This window comes from Micromonospora cremea, assembly GCF_900143515.1.
Classification (GTDB): domain Bacteria; phylum Actinomycetota; class Actinomycetes; order Mycobacteriales; family Micromonosporaceae; genus Micromonospora; species Micromonospora cremea.
Genome location: NZ_FSQT01000002.1, coordinates 4,026,362 through 4,048,606, shown reverse-complemented (window position 1 = coordinate 4,048,606; position 22,245 = coordinate 4,026,362). Strand labels below are relative to the sequence as shown.

Below are 22,245 nucleotides of genomic sequence, written 5' to 3'. Positions count from 1 at the left end.
CAGGCTAGTTTGCTCGGATGAGTCTCCTCGAGGATGTCGCGAGGCGTGACAGTTGGCGATGCTGGGTGTGCGACGAGCCGGTCGACGCCGGCATGTCGGTGAACGACCCGCGTGGTCCCAGCGTCGACAGTCGCACCGCCGACAAGAAGGCCAAGGTCGCCGAGCGACTCGCGCACCGTGCCTGCAACACGCGCAAGGGCGCGGTCAAGGTGGTCATCGCCTGGCCGGACCGTCTGCACGTGGTGGAGCCCGCGCCGCTGATCACCGTCGCCGAGCGACTTGAGCGCAAGGGTGGCCGCGAGTTGGTCGCCCGCTGTCCGAGCAAGAAGGACGCCCAGGAGGCGGCGGACTGGCTGGTCGACCGGTTCTCCCGGCTGGTGCCCGGACTGCCGGTGACCGCAAGCGTCGACGCAGGCGGCGGGCAGTACCTCGTCGCCCTGGCCACCGGTCGCCGCTGATCGGCGAGCCGGGCCGCGTGGCTGGCTGTCGTACCCGGCTGTGCGGCTTCGGGTCATGGCGGCTTTCGTTCTGATCCACGACGGCGGGGGCAGCGTTTGGGACTGGCATCTTGTCGTCCCTGAGCTGGCCAGCCGCGGCCACGACTTGGTGGCCCCGGATCCGCCGATCGAGGACAGATCGGCGGGGTTTGCCGCGTTCTGCCAAACGGTCGACCACGCGATCGGCGCCCGGTGCTACGCGGACCGTCCCTGACCGGTGGACTCCAGTTGGCCGAAGGCCATGCTCCACCACGACTCCGGGTCGGTGAACGCGGACGGGTCCACCCTCATCAGGTCGGCGCGGATGGCGGCGGCGCGGGCCGCGCGCTCCCGGTCGCCCGGGTCGTTCTCCATCAACTGCTCGAGGCGGTACAGGAACTCGACGAACGCCGCGAACGTGGAGTTGACCTGCTCGAAGTTCGGCGACTCCAGGTCCAGCAGCGCGACGCCGCCGGTCAGCGTGTCCAGGCGATACAGCAGGTGGCCGTCCTCGGGGGAACTGCCCAGCACGAGGTAGGTGCGCGGCCCTGCGTCGCCGATCTCGATGCGCAGCTTCGAGAACAGCTCCATGCCTTCGACGGCGACGTCGACGGTGAACAGGATCGGTACGTCCGTCGGGAAGGCGCCGTTCGGCGGGAAGATCTCCGGCCGGATCGGGCCGAGCACGTCGTCGAACCTGTCGACCGGAAAATGCAGCACGCCGTCGGCGCCCCACAGGCCGACGAGCTGCTCGTACGTGACGGTCAATCGTCCGGCTCCTCGTCGTCCTCGTCCTCGGCGGTCAGCCCGTGCTCGTCGAGGAACTCCCACCACGCGTCGTCGGGTGCGACATCGACGTACAGGGGGCCGAACACGTAGCCGGCGAGAAAGTACTCGAGGTTCGGCATCAGCTCCTCGAATTCCTCCCGGGCGTAGTAGGGGTCGCCGCTGGTCCGCGGGAACCACCAGATCGCCCCGGTGTCGCGCCGCAGCAGCAGCGGCTCCCGGCCAGGTCACCCAGGTAGTACCACTCGGCGGGCTCCTCGGCCACGCCGGTGAACTCTGGCATGCTGCCGAGCATGTTCCGCCGGTAGTCGACGTGGGCGGTGCCCCATAGTTCGAAGTCGCCGGCCCGGACGCCGTCGGCGACCTCCAGCAGTTCCCGGGCCGGCTGCGGCACCTCGGCGGGAATCGTGTCGGCCGGCGCGCCCTGGCCGATCTGCGCCCACAGCAAGGTCGCGGGCTGATCTGCCTCCAGATCGGCGCGCAACTCCACGATGAGTTCCCGCAGGTCGGGGTTCAAGGGATCACCTCTATTCGGATCGGCGTTCCGTCCGGCAGCTTCCGGATCTCATTCCAGATCTCCCTGCCCATGTCCTGGTTCGTATGGGAATCCAGAAGTCTCAGATTATCGACGGTGTCGGGACCGCCCAGTTGCGGATCCCACACATGATCGGCGTCGAGCCCCGCCAGGCGGGCCAGAAGCTTGTTCGCCATGGCTTTGCCCTCCTCGGTGGCCTTGCCGCCCGGCGGCCAGTACTTGGCGAAAATCGCATCCATGACGCGTTTGCGGTAGTTCTTGGTGAGCTCCGGGTCCTTGTCGAGGGGATTGGCCTGCTTGAACAGCTTGCCCTCGTCACTGAGCTTCTTCAGCGCGTTGACCTTGCGGTCGAAGGGTCCCTTCTTGTAGGACGGCTTGCGCTTGATCTTGAGGACGAATTCAGGCAGGTTGTTGTTGCGGGTCACCGGCGGCGCGGGAATCCGCTTCTTCGGCTTCTTATCGGCGGCCTCGACCGCCTTGCCGACCAGCTTGCCGACCTTCGCCTTCGGCACGCCGCCGCCCGCTCAGGCGAGACAGAAGTCGTACCCCATCGCTACGGATCGCGCGTGACCGACTCCGGCGAAGCGTCCGCCGCAGCTTGACCGCTCGGGGCCGACGCTTTGTTCGATCGCCCTTGCGGTGGTCCTGCTTCGGCACCGCTCCGCCAGCCCATGACAAGGTTGAAGCCGCCTACGCCTCTGGCGGCGGTTTACCCACGCTGGCGGCAGCCCCGCCGCACATGGGCACAGCCGGGCCAGTTGTCTTAGCGCCCCAGGCAGCGCCGGTGTTCGAAAGCAGGAGACGGCAGGGGCCGCTTCAGCCGACACCATCTGATGTCGTCGCGTGCGTCTCGGTCACCATCGAAGGTCGCCCGACGGTGACCGGCGCCACACCTCTTGCTGACTTCCCATCGGGTGACTGCTCCCACAGTAGTGGACTGATCAGTTCCTTACCCCTATGGTTGTCGCATGGGTAGGCCGAGGACGTTCGACATCGACGCGGCGGTGGACCGCGCGATGGAGTTGTTCTGGCGCCAGGGGTTCGAGGCGACCTCGACGGAGGATCTCGTGGGGGGCCTCGGAATCGCCCGGGGCAGCCTGTACAAGGCTTTCGGATCCAAGGAGCAGCTCTATGCGCTTGCGCTTCGCCGTTACTGCCAGCGCCACGCGGTGGGGCTGATCGAGGTGTTGGACCGGGCCGAGCAGGTGCGTCCGGCGATCCGGGCGGTGCTCCTGGAGTTGGTGGAGGCCGACCTGGCCGATCCGGAGCTGGGCTGCCTCCTGGTCAACGCGGCCACGGAGCGCTCGGCGCACCCGGACACGGTGCAGCAGGTTTCGCGCACGATGGGTCAGATTGAGTCGGCCCTGGCCGGGGCGTTGGAGCGGGCGCGGGTCCGCGGGGAAATCGCGGCGGACAAGAAACCGCAGGAGCTGGCGCAGTTCCTGACCACGTTCCTGCAGGGTCTGCGGGTGATGGGCAAGGCCCGCGCGGATCGAGCATTCCTCGACAATGCCGTGGAGGTTGCCCTGGGCGCCCTCGACTGACTTTTTGCTGCCCAAATTAGGAACCGATCAGTCAACAACTGGGGAGTTGTAGTGAATCTCGACCTGCAAGGCAAGGTCGCCGTCGTCACCGGCGCGAGCAAGGGCATCGGTCTGGCCACCGTGGCGGCGTTGCTCGACGAGGGTGCGCACGTGGTGGCGAGCAGCCGTACGAGCACACCTGAGCTCGAGGCCCAGGCCGCGCGCGGCGCCACCGTGGTGCTGGCCGACATCACCGACGCGGACACCCCGCAGCGGCTCGTCGACGCCGCGCTGTCGACGTACGGGCGCCTGGATGTGCTCGTCAACAACGTTGGCGCCGGCAGCGGCCGGTCAGGGTTCCTCGACGTCAACGACGCCGAGTGGGCGCGCGTGTTCGACGTGAATTTCTTCAGCGCCGTACGCACGAGCAGGGCGGCCCTGCCCGCCCTGCTGGACAACGGCGGGACGATCGTCAACATCAGCAGCATCAATGCCCGGCTGCCGTTCCCGATGGTGGTCGACTACTCGGCGGCCAAGGCGGCGATGTCCAACCTGACCAAGGCCCTGTCGGAGGAGTTCGCGCCGCGCGGTGTGCGGGTCAATGCCGTCTCGCCCGGTCCGGTGCGGACCCCGTTCTGGACCGGGCCTGACGGTTTCGCGCACGCCGTTGCCGCCGGCGCCGGTGTCACCGCCCAGCAGGCGCTCGACGAGGTCGTGCCGCAGAGCATGGCGATCAGCACCGGCCGGATCACCGAGGCCAGCGAGGTCGCCGACGTGGTGCTGTTCCTTGCCTCCGCCCGCTCCGCCAACACCACCGGCGCCGAGTTCATCCTCGATGGCGGCCAGGTCAAGACGCTCTGACCACACTCGCCCGTCAGGACTTGGACATTCCAACCAGGCAGCGGGCGACGGGAGAAGCAGCCGCCCATCACCACATGATGGGCGGCTGCTCTCTTCAGCTCGCAGTCACCTGCGGCTCTGTCCAGTCGCACATGGAGCAAGGAAGCAGGAGGCTGTCTGGTGGGACGATATGGAGGTGGACGATGTCTGGTGTGCCACGAGCAGCGGTTGCGGACGCAGCGATCGGCAGGATCGACAGGTGGCTTCGGCAGCACGCGCCCAGGGTTCGCGCGGCACTGAGGCCGCCCGCTTCAGAGCAAGACCTCGCTGCGGTCGAAGAGGCAGTTGACCAGCCGGTCCCTTCGGACCTGTTGTCCTGGTGGTCCGACGCCAACGGTGCGTCCCCGCAGGCCGACAGCGGTTCACTCGTCCCACCGAGCTTCGTCCCTTACTCCGTTGCGGATGCCCTCAGGAGTCGCCGAACCTCGATGGAGGTTGCCCGGCAGATCGCGCCGATCCCGATCGCCGAGCTTGAAGCTTTTATAAGCTCGCACAGCAGTCGGCCGGCCGGCACCAGATGTGAGACATGGCTACCAGCGTGGCTGCCCATCGCCAGTGACCATGGCGGGGCGCACCTGTTCGTGGATCTCCGAAGTGGCCGCAGACATGGTTGCGTTATGCAGTTCTACAGGGATATGGGCGCAGCGGCCAACCCTGAAATGGGAGGACGTCGCCGCGATGCTCTATGACATTGCCGAGCGGCTAGAGGAGAACGAACCAGATGTTGATGACACCGGGCGGATTCACTGGTGGTGACGAACGTAGGCTCCCCCGCGCCGAGCTAATCGCCCCAGCGCTCATGAGGTTCTGTCGGAAGAACTGAACAAGGAGGGCGAGCACTACAACGCGGAACCCTTGTGCGAGCACTACGAGGTCAGCAACACCGTGATCCGCGCCGCCATGCTCGTGCTCACAGCCGAAGGGCTGATCGACGGCCCACAGGGCAAGGGCATGTACGTCGCGAACCCGCGCCCCCCGGGTAGCCCGGATGCTGATCTGGCCGGGAGATCACCGGCCAGCGGTCGCTGCGGGGGCTGCAACGAACCCGGAAGAACCTGCCCACCGGCCGGCCGTGACCCTTCGCTTGTAAGGCGTTTCGGGCAAGAGTCGCGGCGTCCGCAGGCGTTCACTCGATTCGGGTTGAGGCGACACTCGTAGGCGGTTGTCCGGCCTGAGCCGCCACCGTTGATGTCAACGGCAGATGTCAGTACGGCAGTCGATGCCGCGACGGCGGGCGAACCAGCGGTGGGCGGTAGCGATCGGACCGAGCCAGCGGGCGGCCATCTGGACAACGTCGGACCACGGAGCCAAGCCCTTCCGCGTACTGTCTGCGAGGTGAACTGGCGCTCACCGAGACCGACTGTCATAGCGGCAGCGCTCGGTGGTGCCTTCGTCCTCTCTGCCGCCGTCTCGCTCACCGCGCCGATCTTGGTCCGGAGCAGTCATGGTGGCAGCACTGCGGCAGAACTGAGCGCCCCCCGTTTCATCACCTGTTTCCAACCGCCGCAACCGACCGGAGCGGTGCCCGATCCATGCTGGGACCTCGCCGTTGCGGCTGGCCGGAGCACGCCGAGCGAAGCGGCGCGGGAGGCCGCCCACCTCGCCGCCGTTGAACTCCGAACGGAGTTGTCGGCCCTGGCGGATCGGCAGCCGTCCGTCTGCGCGACGACTGCGGCCGGCGGGCCCGGGCCATGCAGTCGCGACAACGTCGACGCCGTCGAGCTGCGAAACGCGCTGAACCGAGTGGGTCTGGTCGACCATGTCGTACGGCCCGCGCGGTCCGACGACATCACCGAGGGCAAGGGGCTCGTGTTCGCCGCGCGGGTTGAAGGTGCCTGCGTGCTCGGCTACGTATTGTCCTCGCGCGAGGCGGCCGGTGTAGCTGGGACGCTGCCCGATGGCACGTGCTTGTCCGTCTGAGCAGTCCTCGACGGCCGATGGCCCGCAACTGTCAATTGTCGGGTGATCGGATGAAAGGCACCCCGAGTTACGCGGGCCACGGCATCCGGTGGCTCAGGTCGGATAAGGCTGAATGCGAGGCCAAACGGCTTGCTGAGGCGCGTCTCGGGCCGGTTCGGCTGGCGCGGTTGCTGTACCCCACTGCTGTACTGCTGGCACCAGTCGAGACGCTGAATGCAGGCCTTGGGGCGCTCGTTCCTCAGGAAGCGAGTGGGCACCGCGCGGCCGGCCAAAACCCTATGCTGCGGCAGTGCACGCGCAGGCTCCAATCATCGGTTCCTCCCGGGCGGCGCTGGTCGGGCTCTTGCTCGCCGCCCTGACACTCACCGCCTGCGGACGACCGTCCCCGGAGCCGGGCACCAGGTCCACCGCCGCCGCCGACTCAAAACGGCAATATACTCGCGGCACACCGGCCCCGGCCGATACGTCCGGCCCCGCCATCCTCTGCAGCCGGGCTGGCCCGGCCGGCCAAGACGACGACCCCACCTACTGTCAGCGAATAGTGGACGACGAGCTGCGCCGCAGCAAACTCACCTCCAGCCAGCGAGCTGAGGCGGAGACCGCAGCCGAGGCCGTCGGCGCAGCGATCGACCGGGTGACGTTTGACTGTGCCCGGCCAGTCACCCAGGAGTGCTCGGCGGAGCAGGCCCGCCGACGGATGTTTCCGCCCACGGACAACCCCGAGCAGACCGCCGACCAGATCCGGCAGACGCTCGCCGCCGCCGGCTTCACCGACATCGTCGTACGACCAGCGGGGCCAACGGATCCAGCACCCCGGCACGCCATCGTCTACGCCGTATCGGCGGGCGCCGGTTGCGTGGTGGGCTGGGGCGGGCAGCAGAAAGTGCTCGGGGCTCTGCCGCACGGCCAGTGCCTCGCCTGACAGCCGCTCAACGACGGGAGGGCGTACCCATCGATCGGATATGCCCTCCGACCGTCGTCGGCACGGCGGGATTCGAACTGACGACCCCTTGGCCCCCAGGCAACGACTCCGCTTCGTTGAGCTGCCGTTTCTGCGCCTTTGAGTTGCGCGAAGGATGCTCTGACGTCCGTGGTTGTGCGGCAGTGTTCGCACCCGTAGTCACTCAATTAGACACTCATCTTGACGCCGCCAGCCAAGCGCCTCGGCGACACCCTCGGCCGCTGACCCCGGCACCTGCGAGCTCCCAGACGGCACCAGTCACAGCGGGCTGGCCTCAGCTCTCGTCGGCTCCCGTAGCCGGTAGGTCGAGATAGGCCAGCAGCCGCAGAACTCCGGCAAGGTGTTGCAGGTCGTGCCAGAGCACCGGCACGTCGTCCGTCGGACGGCGCAGCAGCGCGCGCAGCTCCGCAGTGTCGTCGCTGCTCTGCCCGACGTCGATCCCAGCTGCCGGGTCCTCCTTCACCTCGAACGCGGTCCGCAGGTCGACGTTCCAGTAGTGGTCGACACCGGCGTCCGACAGATCGATTTCCGGCCCGAAACGCTCTTCCACTGCGTCCAGCAGCATTGCACACACCTGGCGAAGGTCCTGGATCCTCAGCATGTCCGTCACCTTCACCACCCTCCCGGTAGCGCCCGCACACCACGACCGCGATTGCTGTACAAAGCTGCTGTACGACAGCAAGAAAGGCCACCTCCCGTTTCCGGGAAGTGGCCTTTGACCTGCGTGGGCGATACTGGGATCGAACCAGTGACCTCTTCGGTGTGAACGAAGCGCTCTCCCGCTGAGCTAATCGCCCTCAGCGCCGATGACTCTACCCGATCGTGGAACCAGACCGGAAATCCGGGGGTCAGTGCGTCGCGAGGTACTTCATCACCGCGGCCACCACGTCGATGCCGAGGCTGTACTTGAGTGACAGCCACACCACCACAGCCACGAAGACCAGGCCGACGGAGCCGAGCGCGATCCGTACCGGCAGTGACTGCCGCCTCGCCCAGTTCGTCCAGCCGTGCACGTGACGGCGGGTGAAGCCGAGCAACCGGCGGGCCCAGTGGTATTCGACGGCCCAGATGCCCAGCCCGGCGATGACCAGCAGCCAGCCCGGCCCGGGTAGCGGGATGAGGGCGATGCCGATGGTCACGACCAGCGCCCCGGCGATCGCGATGAAGATCTTGAGGGCGATCCGGCCGGTGGGGTTGGCCCGGATCAGGTCGAGGGTGGTGGAGACCCGCTCCCGCCAGCGAGGGCGCCGCGGCGGGTCCGCCACCACGAGGACGCCACCGGCACGACCGGCTCCGTCCCCGGCGGCGTTGTCCGCACCACCGCCGCCAGACCGGCCCGCTGCTCCGGCACCGGGACGGCTGGGGTCGGAGCCCGGCCGACCGGGCCGCTCGGGCTGCTCCATTGGCACTGCGTACCCCCGCTTTTCGGCTGTTCGGACCGCGACGTTCGGCGGACCGGACGCCGCTGCCGGATCCACTGAGGATCGCTTCGCGACCATTTCACCCCCCAGTGTCGCCCGGGCCCGTCACTGCAACGGCCGACTGGACGTTACCGGAGTAAGTCGACGACTGAGCCACCCGACGCCGGGCGGGATCACGCACTGGGCAGAACCGGAAATCCTACATGAATCCTCACATTCACGCGGCCTTTCCGTCCCCCTTCCCACCACTGGGTGAAGTCAGCGTATGGCGGAGCGTAGCCAGGAGTAGCACCTGAGTATGGGAAAAGCGGGACACGCGCGTTCCGCAGCGGTGCCGGGGGGAGAACGTCCATGAGTGTCATTCGACCGACGACCGTAGAGGTCGAGACGTCGCTAAGGCTCGTCGCACCTGACGCCACCGCATTGCCGGTGCGTGCCAGTTTGCGTTACGACCCTGCTGACCCGTATGCGGTCCATGTCCTGTTCCATGCCGAATCGGCCGGCGGCGAGGCGGTGAGCTGGTCCTTCGCTCGCGAACTGCTCGTCACCGGCCTCGACGAGCCAGCCGGCATCGGCGATGTGCGGGTCTGGCCCTGGGCCACTCCGCGCGGCGACTTCGTCGCGCTGGCCCTATCGTCACCGGACGGCAACGCCCTCTTCGAGGTGCCGCGCAGTGTCCTGGTGCGTTTCCTTCGACGGACCTACGTCGTCGTCCCGCGCGGTCGCGAGGCCGAGCACCTGGACGTCGACACGGCGGTGAACCGGCTGCTCGCCGGTCGCTGACCACCGCCCGACCGGGCAACACCGGCCATCACGGGGCCGCGCGGATCTGCCGACCGCGCGGCTCCGGCACACCCCGGGGTACGCGGGCCCGCCCGCTCCGGGTCGGCCGGTGCTCAGCCGTGCGTGGTGATGCCGCCGTCAACCGGGATGACCGCGCCGGTGAGGTACGCGCCGGCGCGGGAGGAGAGGTAGATGGCCGTGCCGGCCATGTCCTCCGGACGCCCGATGCGGCCCAGCGGCACCTGCTGCTCGATGCTGGCCCGGCTCGTCGGGTCGTTCAGCGCGAACGCCATCATCTTGCTCTCGAACGGGCCGGGCGCGATCGCGTTGACGGTGATCTGCTCGCCGGCCAGTTGGTGGGCCAGGCTGCGGGTGAGCATGTGCACGGCCGCCTTGGTGGCCGAGTACGCGTACACCTCAAGCCAGGGCACCCGGATGCCGTCGATCGACCCGATGTTGATCACGCGGGCCGGGTCGTCGGCGCTGGCAGCAGCGCGCAGCGCCGGCAGCAGCGCGGTGGTCAGCCGGAAGACGGCCTTGACGTTGACCGCCCAGAGCTTGTCGAACGCGGCCTCCGGGTAGTTCTCCAGCGGAGCGCCCCAGGTCGCGCCGGCATTGTTGACCAGCACGTCGAGGCGGGGGAAGCGCTCCTGGACGGCGGCGGCCAGCGACTCGGCCCCGGCGTCGGCGCTCAGGTCGGCCGGAATCGCCTCGCAGCGCCCCTCGGCGGAGAGTTCCTTGGCGACCGCCTCGCAGACGTCCGCCTTGCGGGACGAGATGATCACGTGCGCGCCGGCCCGGACGAAGCCCTGGGCGATCATCAGACCGATCCCCCGCGACCCGCCGGTGACCAGGACCGTCTTGCCTTCGACCGAGAACAACTGCGTCATGCCCATCCCATCGCGAGTCGGCGGGTCCGCCGGTCCGGCGGGAGGCCGGCGGGGCGCCGGGCGGACCGGGTACCGGACGGCGCTACCGCCGGGTAACGTAGCCCGGCCGCCGGGATCGCGACAAGCCCCGTGACGTTGCGTCGGATCCGCTGCAGCAGGCACCGGCGGTCGGGATGCGGTGACCTGCGGTTCGGGCTACCGTCGCAGGCGATGGTCTCCACCGGTCCCCTTCCTGCGGCAACGATCGGAACGGCACCACCCGTCCCCGACGAGATCGCCACGTTCGCGCTGGCCGACCTGGCCCGCGACCGGGGCTGGCGCCGTCCGGTGTTCGTCGAGCGGGAGCTGCTGATCCTCACCACCCGTGGGCACGGCGACGCCGAGCTGGATTTCCACCGGCTGCCGTGCCGGCCCGGCACGCTGCTGCGCGTCCGCGCCGGCCAGGTGCTGCGCTGCGCCGGCCCGCAGTTCGACGCCACCGTGGTCGGCTGGGATTCCGAGGCGTTGCGCGGTCTCGACGTCGACCCGGATGCGGCGCCGACCTGGCGGCAGCTGGCCGGCGAGGACGAGGACGCCGTGATCAGCGAGGTGAGCCAGCTGGCGGTGGACTGCCAGCGGCATCGCGACACCCCCGCCGGCCGCGCCCTGCTCCGCCACCAGCTCGCCGTGCTGCTGCTGCGGCTGGCCCTGCCCGGCGGCGACCGGGCGGCGGGCCGGCCCGAGGTGGAGACGTTCCACCGGTTCTGCCGCGAGGTGGAGCACGGCTACCAGCACACCCGGCGGGTGGAGGACTACGCCGCCGCCCTCGGCTGCTCGGTCCGGACCCTGACGCGGGCCTGCCTGGCCGTCACCGGGCGCAGCGCCAAGCAGGTCATCGACGAGCGGGTCGCATTGCAGGCCGGTCGGCTGCTCGCCGCGACCGACGAGCCGATCGCCCGGATCGGCCGGGAGCTGGGCTTCTCCGAACCCACCAACTTCGGCCGCTTCTTCACCCGCGAGGTCGGGCTCAGCCCCGGCGCGTTCCGGGCCGCCCGGGACCAGCCGGCCGCCGCCCGGGTGGTGCGGCCCCGCGCACCGGCCGAGACGACGAACGCCAATGCTGGCCGGTTCCGCCCCGGCACCCCTGGCGAGCCGGCCAACGGCGGTCACGCCGCCCGCCCCGGGTAGCCCGCCGCGCCAGGTGGCGGCTCCAGCCGGGCATGATGGCAGGGTGCAGATCTCCGCGCGCGGCGACTACGCGGTACGGGCGGCGCTGAGCCTCGCCACCGCCTACCCCTCGCTGCGGTCCACCCAGGCCATCGCCGCGGAGCAGGACATGCCCCGCAAGTTCCTGGAGGCGGTCCTGGCCGATCTGCGCCGTGCCGGCATCGTCCGCGCCCAGCGCGGCGCCGAGGGTGGCTACACGCTCGCCCGCCCACCGCGCGAGGTGACCGTCGGCGCGGTGCTGCGCGCGGTGGAGGGTCCGCTGGCCGGGGTACGTGGCCTGCGCCCGGAGGAGACCCGGTACGAGGGCGCGGCGGAGAACCTGCCCGGCCTCTGGGTGGCGGTACGCGCCGCGGTCCGCCGGGTGGTCGACGAGGTGAGCCTCGCCGAGATCGTCAGCGGTCGGCTGCCGGCCCATGTCCGCAAGCTCACCGCTCTGCCCGACGCCTGGGAGCCCCGCTGATGCCCACCCCCACCCTGCGTACCGACCGCCTGCTGCTGGAGCCCTACCAACCGGCCGACGCCGAGGATTTCGTCGCGCTGCTCGCCGACCCCGAGGTGGGCCGGTTCATGGGCGACGGGCCGTTGACCGTGGCGGACGCCACCGACCTGTTCGAGCGGGTGTTCAGCCGGGTCTACGCCGACGACCTCTTCGACGTGTGGGCGGTCCGCCGGGACGGTCGCTACGTCGGGCACGCCGAGATCAAGAGGACGGACGACGTCGAGGGTCACGAGCTGGTCTACGCCCTGGCCCAGCCGGCGTGGGGTGGCGGCCTGGGCACCGAGCTGGCCACCGCACTGGTCCGCTACGGCTTCGACCGTCTCGACCTGACCCGGGTGTACGCCACGGTCGCCGACGCCAACCATGCGTCGCTCGGGCTGCTGGCCAAGCTGGGCTTCGTCCACCAGCAGGACGTGACCGAGGACGACGGCAGCGTCACCCGGGTCCTCGCGCTGGACCGGGACACCGTCCCGGCCTGAGGCCGGCCGGCTCACAGCGCATCTCCTGAATGGAGACTGCGACGCCGCATCGGGCGACCGTCCACGCCAGACTCCGACGTGGTTTCGGAATTCACCGGTTCGGGCATGTTCGATCTCGACACGGCAGGGAACGGTGACGAGGGGAGTCCTCCGATGGGCCTCATGTTTCGCAAGCGCAAGAAGTATGGTCCGATCATCCTGAACTTCACCGAGAACGGCTTCTCCTCGTGGAGCATCAAGATCGGGCGCTGGTCCTGGAACTCCAAGGCCAGGGCGCACCGGGTCGACCTGCCGGGTCCGCTGTCCTGGAAGCAGGACAAGTCCCGGTCGTAGTGTCCCGGGAGTCGAGCGGGGTGCCGGTGATCACCGGCACCCCGCTCGGCGTCCGTGGGTCGGTGTGACATCGGCCCGGGCGGCCGGGTGCGCTCAACGCGTCGACGTGATGATCTCGTCGCCGGCCAGCCGGCCGGCCTCGCGTTCGCGGCGCACGTCGCCCGCGTCGAGCAGGCCGGTGAGCGCCCGGGTCGCGTCGGCGGCCCGGTAGACGGTCGCTGTGAGGGTGTGCCGGCGCAGCTCGGTCACCGGCCGCGGCCCGCCGTGCCGCAGCTCGGCCAGCAGCTCGCGGGCCAGCGGCTCGGGGTCGGGATCGCCGGCCACGTCGACCGGCGCGCCCGCCGGGTCAGCCGGGTCGGACAAGCCCACGTCGAGGTCCGCGCCGACCGCCCAGAGCGCGTCGCGGACCGCCTCAAGGCTCCGGTCCGAGCGGCTGCCGAACCCGATCACGCCGGCCGCCGTGCCGTTCGGCAGCACCGGCGCCACCTCGGCGACCAGGGGGAAGCCGGCGGCGACCAGCGCGTCGCGGGCAGCGCTGCCGGCGTGCAGCAGCACCTCCCCGGTGCGGCCGTTGGCGGCGGCGGTGAGCAGTTTCGGGGTCACGGCGCCGGGCAGGTCCACGAAGCAGAACAGCGGGGAGCCGGCGGCGCCGGCCGCCTTCACCGCGACCGGTAGCCGGTCCGGGACGCCCGGCAGCAGGTGCACGGTGACCTCGGCGGGCAACTCCGCCTCGACCGGGCCGAGCCGGGTCGGCAGGTCCGCCGCACCGTCGGCCAGCACCAGCACGGTCACCCGCCGGCCGCGCACCTGGTCGGCGTGCCCGGCGACCACCCGTAGGGCGGCCGCCGCGCCACCAGCGTCGTCACCGGACCAGGCGAGGGCGATGGTGGCCCGCCGGGATCGGTGCAGGGCCGCGGGCAGCCAGGTCGTCAACTGGCGGACCAGCAGCTCGCGGAGGAAGTCGGTGGTCCGGTCGGTCGACATCGGTCCGTTCTACCCTACGACCGGTCAGGCCGGGACGGAGATCCCCACCCCGCCCCGGGTCTGCCCGCCGTAGCGCTGCCGCTCGGCGGCCAGGTCGAGCCGGCCGATCCGCTTGCGGGCGGCCAGCGCGTCGTCGTCGAGCCGGTCGGCCGGGACCAGCCAGACCACCTCGAACTCCAGGCCGTCCGGGTCCTGCCCGTAGAGGCTCTTGGTGGTGCCGTGGTCGGAGGTGCCGACCAGAGCACCGGCGGCCGAGAGCCGCTCGGCGGTGGCAGCCAGCTCATCGAGGGTGTCCACCTCCCAGGCCAGGTGATAGAGCCCGACGGTGGCCCGGCCGGCGGTCGACCGCCCGGCGCCGGCGCCGATCTCGAACAGGCCGAGGTCGTGGTCGTTGGTCGAATCCGGGGCCTGGAGGAAGGTGGCGCCCCGGAAGCCGTCCGGGGTCATCGCCACCGGGCGGAAGCCCAGCACGTCGCGGTAGAAGGCGACGCTGCGGGCGAGGTCACTGACGTAGAGGACAGCGTGGTTGAGCCGGTGGATTCCCATGGCTCAAGGCTAGCGCGATTTAGTTGAACTCTCAACCATTGCGCGTATGATGGTCGTCATGACCCGCTGGCTGGACCCCGACGAGCAGCGCACCTGGCGGGCGTTCCTCACCGCCTCCCGCGCGCTGATGGAGACGCTCGACCGCGAGCTGCAACGCGACGCAGGGATGCCGCACGCCTACTACGAGATCCTGGTCCGGCTCTCCGAGACCCCCGACCGACGGCTGCGGATGAGCGACCTGGCCGAGGCGACCGGGTCGTCGCGGAGCCGGCTCTCGCACGCCGTGGCCCGATTGGAGGCGGCGGGATGGGTGCGCCGCGAGGAGTGCGCCACCGACCGGCGTGGGCAGGTCGCGCTGCTCACCGACGCGGGCTTCGCCGCCCTCGCCGCCGCCGCCCCCGGCCACGTCGAGGGGGTACGTCGGCACCTGTTCGACGCGTTGAGCCCGGCCCAGGTCGACCAGCTGCGCCGGATCAGCGAGACGCTGGCCGAGCACCTGACCGGATCCTGACCGATCGACACCGGCGCGGGTCTTGTACTTACCGTCGTCGGATGAGCACGATGGGGCGTGCCCTCCGGCTTCGGCGAACTGACTGATCAGGCGCACCACCTCGTGTCCGCCGGCGACCTGGCCGGCGCACAGCGGCTGCTCTCCGACGCGCTCACCGACGCCGACCCTCGCCCGGCCAACGCCACCCCCGAGTTGGCCGAGGCGGCCAGCCTCCAGGCGCGGGTGCTGGTCGCGCTCGGCGAGCCGCACTCCGCCCGGGGTTGGGCCGCCTTCGCGTACGCGGCCACCACCCGGTTGCACGGCCGCTCCGACCCGCGCACGGTGGCCGCCGCGGCGACCCTGGCCGCGGTGCTGCACCGGGTCGGCAGCCACTCCCGGGCCGCCCGGCTCTACCAGGAAGTCATCATCGAGCTGACCGCGCAGGACGGCCCTGAGTCGCTGCGGGTGCTCGCCGCGCACGCCGACCTGGCCACCGTCGAGTACGCCCGCGGCCAGTGCACGGTCGCCCGCGACCGGCTCCAGGACGCCTGGGAGCTGCACCGCGAGGTGTACGGCGACGGGCATCCCAGCGGCATCAAGATGCTGGCCCGGCTCGGCGCGATGCAGCGCGACTGTGGGCGGTTCGCCGAGGCGCACGACAACCTGGCGCTGGCCGGCGAGCTGTGCCGGCAGCACCTGGCCGCCGACGACCCGCTGGCGGTGCAGGTGGGCGCGCTGGGCCGGGCGGCGGCCAACCCCGACCACGTCTGCGCCGATGAGACGCCCCGGGACACCCCGGTGGTGCCGGCCGCCCGGGCCCCGTCACACCGGGACGGGTCGGTCGGGTCCGGCTATCACCCGCCGCAGCACGCCGACCCGGCGGCGGCCGACCCTGCCGTCGGCGACGATGAGGCCCTGGCCGGCCATGGGGCCGCGGCTGGCGGCGGCGCGGTGCCGAACCCTCGATCGCCGGCCGACGAACCGGGTGGATCGGTGGGCTTCGCGTGGCCACCCGGTCCGGCGGACGAGCCCGCGCGCCACTCCACCGACACACCGGTCCCCCCGTCCGTGGTCGGGCTCGCCGGCAGCGCGGAAGAGGCGTCCGGGGTGTACCGGCTGCACCGGCCGGGCGCGCCGAGCCCGCCGTCCGAGCCGTACGCGCCGACAGATCCGTACGCGCGGCCGGATCCGTACGCGCCGCTGGAGCCGTACACACCGTCCCGGCTGCTGCCGGTGCCCGCGAACCGGGCATCGGCACCGCGGCGCAGCCGGCTGCTCCCGGTCGTGGTCGGTGTGGTCGTGGTGCTGCTGGGCACCGCGGCGGTGATCGCCGGGGTGGCCCGGGTCGGCGACCGGGACGACCAGTCCCGCGTTCCGGATACCGGCTCGCCCAGCGCCGGCCCGACCGGCACGGGCGCGCCGGCCACCACCAGCGCCTCCCCGTCCGGCGCGGCACCGCCCGCGGCCGCGCCGGGCACCCCACCGGGCGCGGTGACCCTGCGCGACAACCGGGACAACATCGCCCTGCGCTGGACCTACCCGTCCGGAGGCGAGGGACCGGTGATCGTCTCCGCCGGCCGGGCCGGCCAGGGCAAGAACGCCATCGCCACGCTGCCCGCCGGCACCACCAGCTTCGTCGTCTACGCGCTCAACCGCGCCAACGACTACTGCTTCACAGTGGCCGTCGTCTGGTCCACCGACACCGTCGCCAGCGCCGATGAGGTCTGCACCCGCCGCCGCTGACCGCTGAGCCGCCTTCTGTCAGCGGTCGGTCCGTGGCTCCTCGTCGGTTGGCAGTGCCGGCAGCAGCAGACACACCCGTAGCCCCCGCTGGTCGTCGCCGCCGGTCAGGCTGATGCTGCCGCCGGCCCGGCGGACCAGCTCCCACACGATGGCCAGGCCGAGGCCCGCCCCACCCTCGTCGCGGGCCCGCCCGTCGTCCAGCCGGGTGAACCGGCCGAAGACCCGGTCCCGGTCGGCCACCGGAATCCCCGGGCCGTCGTCGGTCACCGTCACCAGGTGGTACGCCGCCTCCCGGTGCCGGGCCGGCGTCGACTCCACCGCGAGCAGAACAGCGCCGTACGCGTGCCGGACCGCGTTGTCGACCAGGTTGGCCAGCACCCGACGCAGCTCGTCGGCGTTCCCGACCGTCCACAGCGGGCCCGGCGGCGGCACCACCCGCACCGGCGGCGAGGGGTACCGGGCGGCGACCTCGGTCAGCAGGGCGCCCAGCTCCACCGGCCCGGTCCCCCGGGCCGGTGGCGTCTCGTCGAGGCGGGCCAGCAGCAGCAGGTCGTCGACCAGCCGGCTCAGCCGGTCCGTGTCGGCGAGCAGGTTGGCGGTCACCGCCGTCCAGTCCGTGCGGCCGGCGAGGCGCTGGGCAACCTCCAGCTCGGTCCGGATGTTGGTCAACGGGCTGCGCAACTCGTGTGCCGCATCGGAGACGAACGCCCGCTGTCGGGCCCGGGCGGACTCCAACCGGTCCAGCATTCCGTTGAGGGTGACCGCCAACCGATGGATCTCGTCGGCCGAGGCGGGCACCGGCAGTCGCCCGGCCCCGGCCCTCCCGGTGATCTCCTCGGCGCCCCGGCGCAGCGCCTCCACCGGCCGCAGGGTCGCGCCCACCACCCGCCAGGCCACCACGGCCAGCACGGCCACCAGCAGCGGGAATGCCACCAGCAGGATGGTCCGGACCACGTGCGTGCTGTGCCGCACATCGGCCATCGAGCGGGCGACCAGCACGGTGAGCGGGTCGGCCGCGGTGCCGGCGGGTACGGCGACCACCCGGACCGGGCCGGCGAGCCCCACCCGCTCCGCCGGCACCTCCAGCCGCTGCCGGCGGTCACCGTTCAGCCGCTCCGGGCGGACCATCGGGACCAGCCGGTCCGCGTCGATCGAGGCGGCCCGGATCCGCCCCTGCGAGTCGATCACCTGGACGCGGACCTGCCCGCCCGCCACCGGCAGCGGGTCGGGCAGCGCGTCCTCGGCGGTGAGCAGGGCGACGGCGTCGGCGGTCCGGAACGCCTCGGTGTCCACGGTGCGCTGGAGCACGTAGCCGAGCGCGCCGAGCAGCACCACCCCGCCGAGGGCCAGACCCACGGCGAGGCCGAACACCCCGATCGCCATCAGCCGGCCGCGCAGCCCGAGCACCGGCAACCGGCCGCGCCAGGACCGGCCGGCGTGCCGCCGACCGGCGGAGGTCGCCGGACCGGCGGAGGTCACGTGGCGGTCGGTGGCCGCCGCGGTGGCGCCGGGCGCGGGCGGCACACCGGTCGTCAGGTCGGCCGGCACGTCCGTGCTCACGTCGCCAGCCGGTAGCCGGCACCCCGGACGGTCTCCAACCGGTCCCGGCCGAGCTTGCGGCGCAGGTAGCCGACATACACCTCGACCGCGTTCGGCGCGGTCTCCAGGCTGGCGTCCCAGACGTGGTCCAGCAGCTCGATCTTGGAAACCACCTGGCCGGGCCGGCGCATCAGGTAGTCCAGCAACGCGAACTCCCGTGCGGTCAGCGCCACCTCGGCATCGGCCCGGGTCACCCGCCGCCGGGCCGGGTCCAACCGCAGGTCGCCCACCGTCAGCACCGCCGGGCGTTCCGGCGCGCCCCGGCGCAGCAACGCCCGCAGGCGAGCCAGCAGCACCACGTACGAGAACGGCTTGGTGAGATAGTCGTCGGCGCCGCAGTCCAGGCCGTCGGCCTGGTCGTACTCGCCGTCCTTCGCCGAGAGCATCAGCACCGGCAGCCAGTGTTCCTCCGCGCGCAGCCGCCGGACCAGCTCGTAACCGGAGAGGCCGGGCAGCATCACGTCGAGGATCATCGCGTCGTACCCGCCGTGCCGGGCGGCCTCCAACCCGGCCGGGCCGGTCGCCGCCACGTCCACCGCGAACCCCTCCGCCTGCAACCCGCGTTGCAGCGCAGCCGCCAACCGGGCCTCGTCCTCCACCACCAGCAACCGCACGGCTCAAGGGTGCCACCTGGGTCAATCCCGGCGGATCGGCGTCCTCAGCGTGTTCACAGCGCCGAGCGGGCAGGATGGTCGCAGGAGGTTTGCCACATGTCCGTTTTGAGAAGCCGTCCCGTCCTGCGCTGGCTGGTCCCGGCGACCGCCGCCGTCGCCGTCATCGGTGGCGGCGCGGCGGTCGGCACATTCGCCGCCGAGGCCGAACCGAGCCTGCCGCCGCGCACCGCCGCCCAGCTCCTGGTCGATTTGCAGACCTCCCGGCTGGAGGGGCTGTCCGGCACGGTCGTGCAGCGCGCCGACCTCGGCCTGCCGCCGCTGGTCGGGCTGATCCCCGGCAACGACCTGACCACCCTGTTGGCCGGCACGCACACCCTGCGGGTCTGGTACTCCGGCCCGGAGCAGCAGCGGGTGGCGCTGCTGGACACCCTCGGCGAGCGGGACGTCATCCGCAACGGCCGGGACGTGTGGAGCTGGGAGAGCCGCACCAACACCGCCAGCCACCTCACGCTGCGCGACGCCACGGCCGAGAAGCCGGTGCCCGAGGCGGCGCCGAGCCTGCCGGCCACCCCGCAGGAGGCAGCCGACCTGGCGTTGCGCGCGATCGACCCGAGCACCGAGGTCAGCGTGGGCCGGTCGGCGACCGTCGCCGGTCGGGACGCGTACGAGCTGGTGCTCCAGCCACGCGACCGCGACTCGCTGGTGCACCAGCTGCGGATCGCCATCGACGCCAAGCAGCATGTGCCGCTGCGCTTCGAGGTCCTCGCCACGGGCAGCGACCAGCCGGCGTTCGAGGTGGCCTTCACCGAGGTCGACTACCGGCGGCCCGACGCCGACCAGTTCACCTTCAACCCGCCGCCCGGCGTGACCGTCACCGAGGAGTCGGCCGAGCGGCCGCCCGCGGCCCGGCCCGGCCACTCCGAGCCGGCTGATGAGCCGCAGGTACGCGCCGTGGGCACCGGCTGGACCACGGTGCTGGTCGCCCGCCTCGACGAGGCTATCGGCGGCAAGCCGGCCAGCGGGAAGCCCGCCGGCGCCAAGCCGGCCGGTGCGCCGGACGTCGACGTGTCGAAGCTGCTCGGCGGACTCGAGGCGGTCAACGGTGACTGGGGCAGCGGCCGACTGCTCACCAGCAAGCTGTTCAGCGTGCTGCTCACCGACGACGGCCGGGTGCTCGCCGGCGCCGTCACCCCGGAACGGCTCTACCAGGTCGCTCGCGGCTGATCTTCCGGTGTTGTCGCGCCGGGTCGACCATCGGTCGGCCCGGCGCGTCGTCGTGTCCGGTGGGCTCCACGGTCGAGCGAAGCGGACCGTCAGTCGGGCGGGTCAGACATCCCAGGCGCTTGGATGTCAAGCAGCGACGGGTTGGGCCCGGTGCGACCAGGCGGTTGTCTGGTCGTAGAGGGTGGCGGTTTTGAGGCAGCCGTGGAGGATGCCGACGAGGCGGTTACCGATCTGCCGTAGCGCGGCGTTGTGGCCGATGTCGCGGGCGCGCAGCTCGTCGTAGTAGGCGCGGACCGCGGGGTCGTGCAGGATCGCGGCGCCGGCTTGTGTGTGCAGGGCGTCGACGAGCCGGTCGTTGTGCACGATGCGGGCGTGGACGGTCTTGGACTTGCCGGACTGACGGGTGATGGGTGCGGTGCCGGCGTAGTTCTTGCGGGCTTTGGCGTCGGCGTAGCGCCCTGGTGCGTCGCCGAACTCTGCGAGCACCCGGGCGCCGAGGATCACGCCGATGCCGGGTTGGCTGCGGTAGACCTCAGCGTCCGGGTGCTGGCCAAAATGCGCCTCGACCTGGCCTTGCATGGCCCGGATCTGAGCGTTGAGGGTCTGTAGGATCGCGACGGTGGCGCCGATGGTGCCCGCGTAGGCGGCGGTGACGACCTCGGGTTGGCGCAGGTGCGCGGTGCGCAGTGCCCGCTGGATCGTGGCGGCCTTGTCTGCGATCGGGCGGCGGCGGGCCCGCTTGAGAACCGTGCTGATCTGGGTGAGGGTGAGCGTGGCCGCCTGGTCCGGGGTGGGTGCCTTGGCCAGCAGTTCGAGGGTGTCGACCCCGGTCAGTGTCAGCGGCTGGTAGGCATCCAGCGCGGCGGGGAAGTACTCCCGCAGCGCCGCGCGTAGCCGCAGCATGTGACGGGTGCGTTCCCAGATCAGCGTCTGGTGCGCCCGGGACACCACCTTGACCGCCTCGGCGAGGTCGGAATCGGCGGCCACTGGACGCAGCTGATGACGGCGGGTCCGGACCATGTCAGCCAAGGCGTGCGCATCGCCTTTGTCGCTCTTGGCCCCCGACAGCGACACCAACTCCCGATGCCGCGCGGCCTGCTTCGGGTTCACCCCGAACACCTGGTAGCCGGCCGCGACCAGCGCCCGCACCCACGGCCCACGATCAGTCTCGATGCACACCACCACCTGAGCAGGCTCGGCGTCATCAGCCAGGAACCCGGCGACCAGCTCATGAAAGCGGGCCATCCCGTCCACACCCTCGGGCAGCCGCGCCGTGCGCATCACCCGCCCGTGCTGGTCCTGCACCTCCACATCGTGATGATCTTCCGCCCAGTCGTCACCGACGAACAGCACACCCGCCTCCGTTCCACCGCAACTCCGTCAGCAGCCCGCGGGAGAACTCAGCGCCCTAATGGACCAGTGCTCACGCCGACCCCGGCGGGCACGACATCCCATCAGCCGTCCATCTCCCGACCACGGACAAGGGCACGGTCTGACCCTAGGACTCACCGGTCCAGGGGGTGGGAGTGCTCACTCGTCCGCGGCTACCGGACATCGAGTCTGCCTCCCGGCTGACCCGACGCCTCCCATTAGGGGGTGGCGGTCGCGCCGAGGGCGGCGAGGAACGCGTCGGCGAGCACCGCGTGGCCGGGCAGGTGCGGATGCACCCGGTCGTCCGCCCAGCGCTTCGCCGGGCTGACCGCGAGCACCCGGTCGAACGCCGCCTGGGTTGGCACGTGCACCGCGTCGAACTCGGCGGCCAGCGCGGCGACCACGGCGCAGTACCGGTCGGTGTCGGCGCGTTGCGGGTCGCTGCGGTCCGTCTCGATCAGGAACGGGTCGCCGAGGATCAGCCGGCAGCCGGTGGCATCCACCGCACGGCGGAGCAGGTCGCGCAGGGTGCGCTCGTACTCGTCGATGGGGACGGCGTCGTCCGGCCGATCGCCGTAGCGCCGCCAGATGTCGTTGATGCCGATCATGACCGAGAGCCAGTCGGGGCGCACGGCGATGGCGTCGTCGTCCCAGCGGGCGGCCAGGTCCCGGACGGTGTCACCGCTCACACCCCGGTTGATCCACTCCACGTCCAGCTCTGGGTGGCGGGCGCCGACCAGGGCACGAACGAGGCTGACGTAGCCGGCGCCGTAGGGCGTGGCGGTGTCTCGCCGGCCGCAGTCGGTGATGCTGTCGCCGATGAAGACCACCCGTTGCCCGGTCCGCAGGATCATCCGCCGCCACCTCGCGATCACCGGGCGCGCCGACCCGGTCAGCTTGGTCGAGGCTGGCGGGACGCGCTATCTTCAACAGTTCGAGGGCACAAAAAAGAACGGCTTGAA

At 71.3% G+C, this 22,245-nt stretch carries 27 protein-coding genes, 1 tRNA gene and 1 pseudogene; 15 read left to right on the top strand and 14 right to left on the bottom strand.

Annotated features, from left to right (window positions below):
• Positions 1–17 precede the first annotated feature (17 nt).
• Positions 18–458 (top strand): hypothetical protein, encoded by a 441-nt coding sequence (locus BUS84_RS32505; protein ID WP_074318204.1) that lies wholly within the window; start codon positions 18–20, stop codon positions 456–458.
• 234 nt (positions 459–692) lie between these two features.
• Here the strand turns inward: BUS84_RS32505 and BUS84_RS32495 are convergent, their stop codons facing one another.
• From BUS84_RS32495 to BUS84_RS32485, 4 genes are read right to left on the bottom strand one after another with little or no spacing between them, the layout of a single operon-like run.
• Complete coding sequence (locus tag BUS84_RS32495) at positions 693–1,244, bottom strand: SUKH-4 family immunity protein (protein ID WP_074318203.1); 552 nt, start codon at positions 1,242–1,244, stop codon at positions 693–695.
• Positions 1,241–1,384, bottom strand: coding sequence for a hypothetical protein (locus tag BUS84_RS38435; RefSeq protein ID WP_159451094.1), 144 nt, complete (start codon positions 1,382–1,384; stop codon positions 1,241–1,243). The genes BUS84_RS32495 and BUS84_RS38435 overlap by 4 nt, the downstream gene beginning before the upstream one ends.
• A complete protein-coding gene (locus BUS84_RS32490; RefSeq protein WP_084757670.1) occupies positions 1,384–1,779 on the bottom strand; it encodes a hypothetical protein in 396 nt (131 codons plus the stop codon). The genes BUS84_RS38435 and BUS84_RS32490 overlap by 1 nt, the downstream gene beginning before the upstream one ends.
• Positions 1,776–2,309: a hypothetical protein gene (locus BUS84_RS32485; RefSeq protein WP_074318202.1), complete on the bottom strand. Its 534-nt coding sequence runs from the start codon at positions 2,307–2,309 to the stop codon at positions 1,776–1,778. Before BUS84_RS32485 ends, BUS84_RS32490 begins: the two co-directional genes overlap by 4 nt.
• 456 nt (positions 2,310–2,765) lie before the next feature.
• Between BUS84_RS32485 and BUS84_RS32480 the strand changes: the two genes are divergently transcribed.
• The 6 genes and pseudogenes from BUS84_RS32480 (at position 2,766) to BUS84_RS32455 (ending at position 7,062) form a co-directional block, all read left to right on the top strand.
• Positions 2,766–3,341 carry a TetR/AcrR family transcriptional regulator gene (locus tag BUS84_RS32480; RefSeq protein ID WP_074318201.1) on the top strand — a complete coding sequence of 192 codons (576 nt, stop codon included), beginning with the start codon at positions 2,766–2,768 and terminating at the stop codon, positions 3,339–3,341.
• A gap of 51 nt (positions 3,342–3,392) precedes the next feature.
• The gene (locus tag BUS84_RS32475; RefSeq protein ID WP_074318200.1) at positions 3,393–4,181 is read left to right on the top strand and encodes an SDR family NAD(P)-dependent oxidoreductase; all 789 of its coding nucleotides are present in this window, start codon (positions 3,393–3,395) and stop codon (positions 4,179–4,181) included.
• Positions 4,182–4,255: 74 nt separating this feature from the next.
• Positions 4,256–4,909, top strand: coding sequence for an SMI1/KNR4 family protein (locus BUS84_RS41380; protein ID WP_084757668.1), 654 nt, complete (start codon positions 4,256–4,258; stop codon positions 4,907–4,909).
• Positions 4,910–5,075: 166 nt separating this feature from the next.
• Positions 5,076–5,195 (top strand): annotated as a pseudogene (locus tag BUS84_RS40980) (GntR family transcriptional regulator); the annotation flags it as partial.
• A gap of 360 nt (positions 5,196–5,555) precedes the next feature.
• Positions 5,556–6,140: a hypothetical protein gene (locus BUS84_RS32460; protein ID WP_143728585.1), complete on the top strand. Its 585-nt coding sequence runs from the start codon at positions 5,556–5,558 to the stop codon at positions 6,138–6,140.
• Positions 6,141–6,681: 541 nt separating this feature from the next.
• On the top strand, positions 6,682–7,062 hold the full coding sequence (locus BUS84_RS32455) for a hypothetical protein (protein ID WP_074318196.1): 381 nt from the start codon (positions 6,682–6,684) through the stop codon (positions 7,060–7,062).
• A gap of 313 nt (positions 7,063–7,375) precedes the next feature.
• Here BUS84_RS32455 and BUS84_RS32450 read toward each other — a convergent pair whose 3' ends face one another.
• The 3 genes from BUS84_RS32450 to BUS84_RS32440 form a co-directional block, all read right to left on the bottom strand.
• Positions 7,376–7,702, bottom strand: coding sequence for a hypothetical protein (locus BUS84_RS32450; protein WP_244298921.1), 327 nt, complete (start codon positions 7,700–7,702; stop codon positions 7,376–7,378).
• Positions 7,703–7,826: 124 nt separating this feature from the next.
• Positions 7,827–7,898 (bottom strand) — tRNA-Val (locus BUS84_RS32445).
• Between the two features lie 51 nt (positions 7,899–7,949).
• Complete coding sequence (locus BUS84_RS32440) at positions 7,950–8,579, bottom strand: TIGR02611 family protein (protein WP_425293476.1); 630 nt, start codon at positions 8,577–8,579, stop codon at positions 7,950–7,952.
• 294 nt (positions 8,580–8,873) lie between these two features.
• Here BUS84_RS32440 and BUS84_RS32435 point away from each other — a divergent pair, with 294 nt between their 5' ends.
• Positions 8,874–9,305: an SsgA family sporulation/cell division regulator gene (locus tag BUS84_RS32435; protein WP_007457244.1), complete on the top strand. Its 432-nt coding sequence runs from the start codon at positions 8,874–8,876 to the stop codon at positions 9,303–9,305.
• 113 nt (positions 9,306–9,418) lie between these two features.
• Here the strand turns inward: BUS84_RS32435 and BUS84_RS32430 are convergent, their stop codons facing one another.
• On the bottom strand, positions 9,419–10,195 hold the full coding sequence (locus BUS84_RS32430; RefSeq protein WP_074319271.1) for a glucose 1-dehydrogenase: 777 nt from the start codon (positions 10,193–10,195) through the stop codon (positions 9,419–9,421).
• A 210-nt stretch (positions 10,196–10,405) separates the two neighbouring features.
• Here BUS84_RS32430 and BUS84_RS32425 point away from each other — a divergent pair, with 210 nt between their 5' ends.
• The 4 genes from BUS84_RS32425 to BUS84_RS32410 all read left to right on the top strand — a co-directional run bounded on the left by BUS84_RS32425 (position 10,406) and on the right by BUS84_RS32410 (position 12,712).
• The gene (locus tag BUS84_RS32425; RefSeq protein WP_074318193.1) at positions 10,406–11,362 is read left to right on the top strand and encodes a helix-turn-helix transcriptional regulator; all 957 of its coding nucleotides are present in this window, start codon (positions 10,406–10,408) and stop codon (positions 11,360–11,362) included.
• 43 nt (positions 11,363–11,405) lie between these two features.
• Positions 11,406–11,861 carry an RrF2 family transcriptional regulator gene (locus tag BUS84_RS32420; protein ID WP_074318192.1) on the top strand — a complete coding sequence of 152 codons (456 nt, stop codon included), beginning with the start codon at positions 11,406–11,408 and terminating at the stop codon, positions 11,859–11,861.
• Positions 11,861–12,379 (top strand): GNAT family N-acetyltransferase, encoded by a 519-nt coding sequence (locus tag BUS84_RS32415; RefSeq protein ID WP_074318191.1) that lies wholly within the window; start codon positions 11,861–11,863, stop codon positions 12,377–12,379. The genes BUS84_RS32420 and BUS84_RS32415 overlap by 1 nt, the downstream gene beginning before the upstream one ends.
• Positions 12,380–12,532: 153 nt before the next feature.
• Positions 12,533–12,712, top strand: a complete 180-nt coding sequence (locus BUS84_RS32410) for a DUF4236 domain-containing protein (RefSeq protein ID WP_030333600.1) — start codon at positions 12,533–12,535, stop codon at positions 12,710–12,712.
• A gap of 93 nt (positions 12,713–12,805) precedes the next feature.
• Here BUS84_RS32410 and BUS84_RS32405 read toward each other — a convergent pair whose 3' ends face one another.
• Together BUS84_RS32405 and BUS84_RS32400 are read right to left on the bottom strand one after the other, a co-directional pair.
• Positions 12,806–13,696, bottom strand: coding sequence for a hypothetical protein (locus tag BUS84_RS32405; protein WP_074318190.1), 891 nt, complete (start codon positions 13,694–13,696; stop codon positions 12,806–12,808).
• A gap of 24 nt (positions 13,697–13,720) precedes the next feature.
• A complete protein-coding gene (locus BUS84_RS32400) occupies positions 13,721–14,242 on the bottom strand; it encodes a VOC family protein (RefSeq protein WP_074318189.1) in 522 nt (173 codons plus the stop codon).
• 49 nt (positions 14,243–14,291) lie between these two features.
• Between BUS84_RS32400 and BUS84_RS32395 the strand changes: the two genes are divergently transcribed.
• On the top strand, positions 14,292–14,753 hold the full coding sequence (locus tag BUS84_RS32395; protein ID WP_074319270.1) for a MarR family winged helix-turn-helix transcriptional regulator: 462 nt from the start codon (positions 14,292–14,294) through the stop codon (positions 14,751–14,753).
• 57 nt (positions 14,754–14,810) lie between these two features.
• Positions 14,811–16,475: a tetratricopeptide repeat protein gene (locus tag BUS84_RS32390; RefSeq protein ID WP_074318188.1), complete on the top strand. Its 1,665-nt coding sequence runs from the start codon at positions 14,811–14,813 to the stop codon at positions 16,473–16,475.
• A gap of 18 nt (positions 16,476–16,493) precedes the next feature.
• On the opposite strand, the gene BUS84_RS32385 is transcribed toward BUS84_RS32390, so the two are convergent.
• Together BUS84_RS32385 and BUS84_RS32380 are read right to left on the bottom strand one after the other, a co-directional pair.
• On the bottom strand, positions 16,494–17,858 hold the full coding sequence (locus BUS84_RS32385) for a sensor histidine kinase (protein ID WP_074319269.1): 1,365 nt from the start codon (positions 17,856–17,858) through the stop codon (positions 16,494–16,496).
• A 173-nt stretch (positions 17,859–18,031) separates the two neighbouring features.
• Positions 18,032–18,688, bottom strand: a complete 657-nt coding sequence (locus BUS84_RS32380; RefSeq protein WP_074318187.1) for a response regulator transcription factor — start codon at positions 18,686–18,688, stop codon at positions 18,032–18,034.
• Between the two features lie 96 nt (positions 18,689–18,784).
• Here BUS84_RS32380 and BUS84_RS32375 point away from each other — a divergent pair, with 96 nt between their 5' ends.
• The gene (locus BUS84_RS32375) at positions 18,785–19,912 is read left to right on the top strand and encodes a LolA family protein (protein WP_074318186.1); all 1,128 of its coding nucleotides are present in this window, start codon (positions 18,785–18,787) and stop codon (positions 19,910–19,912) included.
• 126 nt (positions 19,913–20,038) lie between these two features.
• Here the strand turns inward: BUS84_RS32375 and BUS84_RS32370 are convergent, their stop codons facing one another.
• Together BUS84_RS32370 and BUS84_RS32365 are read right to left on the bottom strand one after the other, a co-directional pair.
• Complete coding sequence (locus BUS84_RS32370) at positions 20,039–21,265, bottom strand: IS110 family RNA-guided transposase (RefSeq protein WP_074318185.1); 1,227 nt, start codon at positions 21,263–21,265, stop codon at positions 20,039–20,041.
• Between the two features lie 236 nt (positions 21,266–21,501).
• Positions 21,502–22,137 carry an SGNH/GDSL hydrolase family protein gene (locus BUS84_RS32365; protein ID WP_074318184.1) on the bottom strand — a complete coding sequence of 212 codons (636 nt, stop codon included), beginning with the start codon at positions 22,135–22,137 and terminating at the stop codon, positions 21,502–21,504.
• Positions 22,138–22,245: the final 108 nt, after the last annotated feature.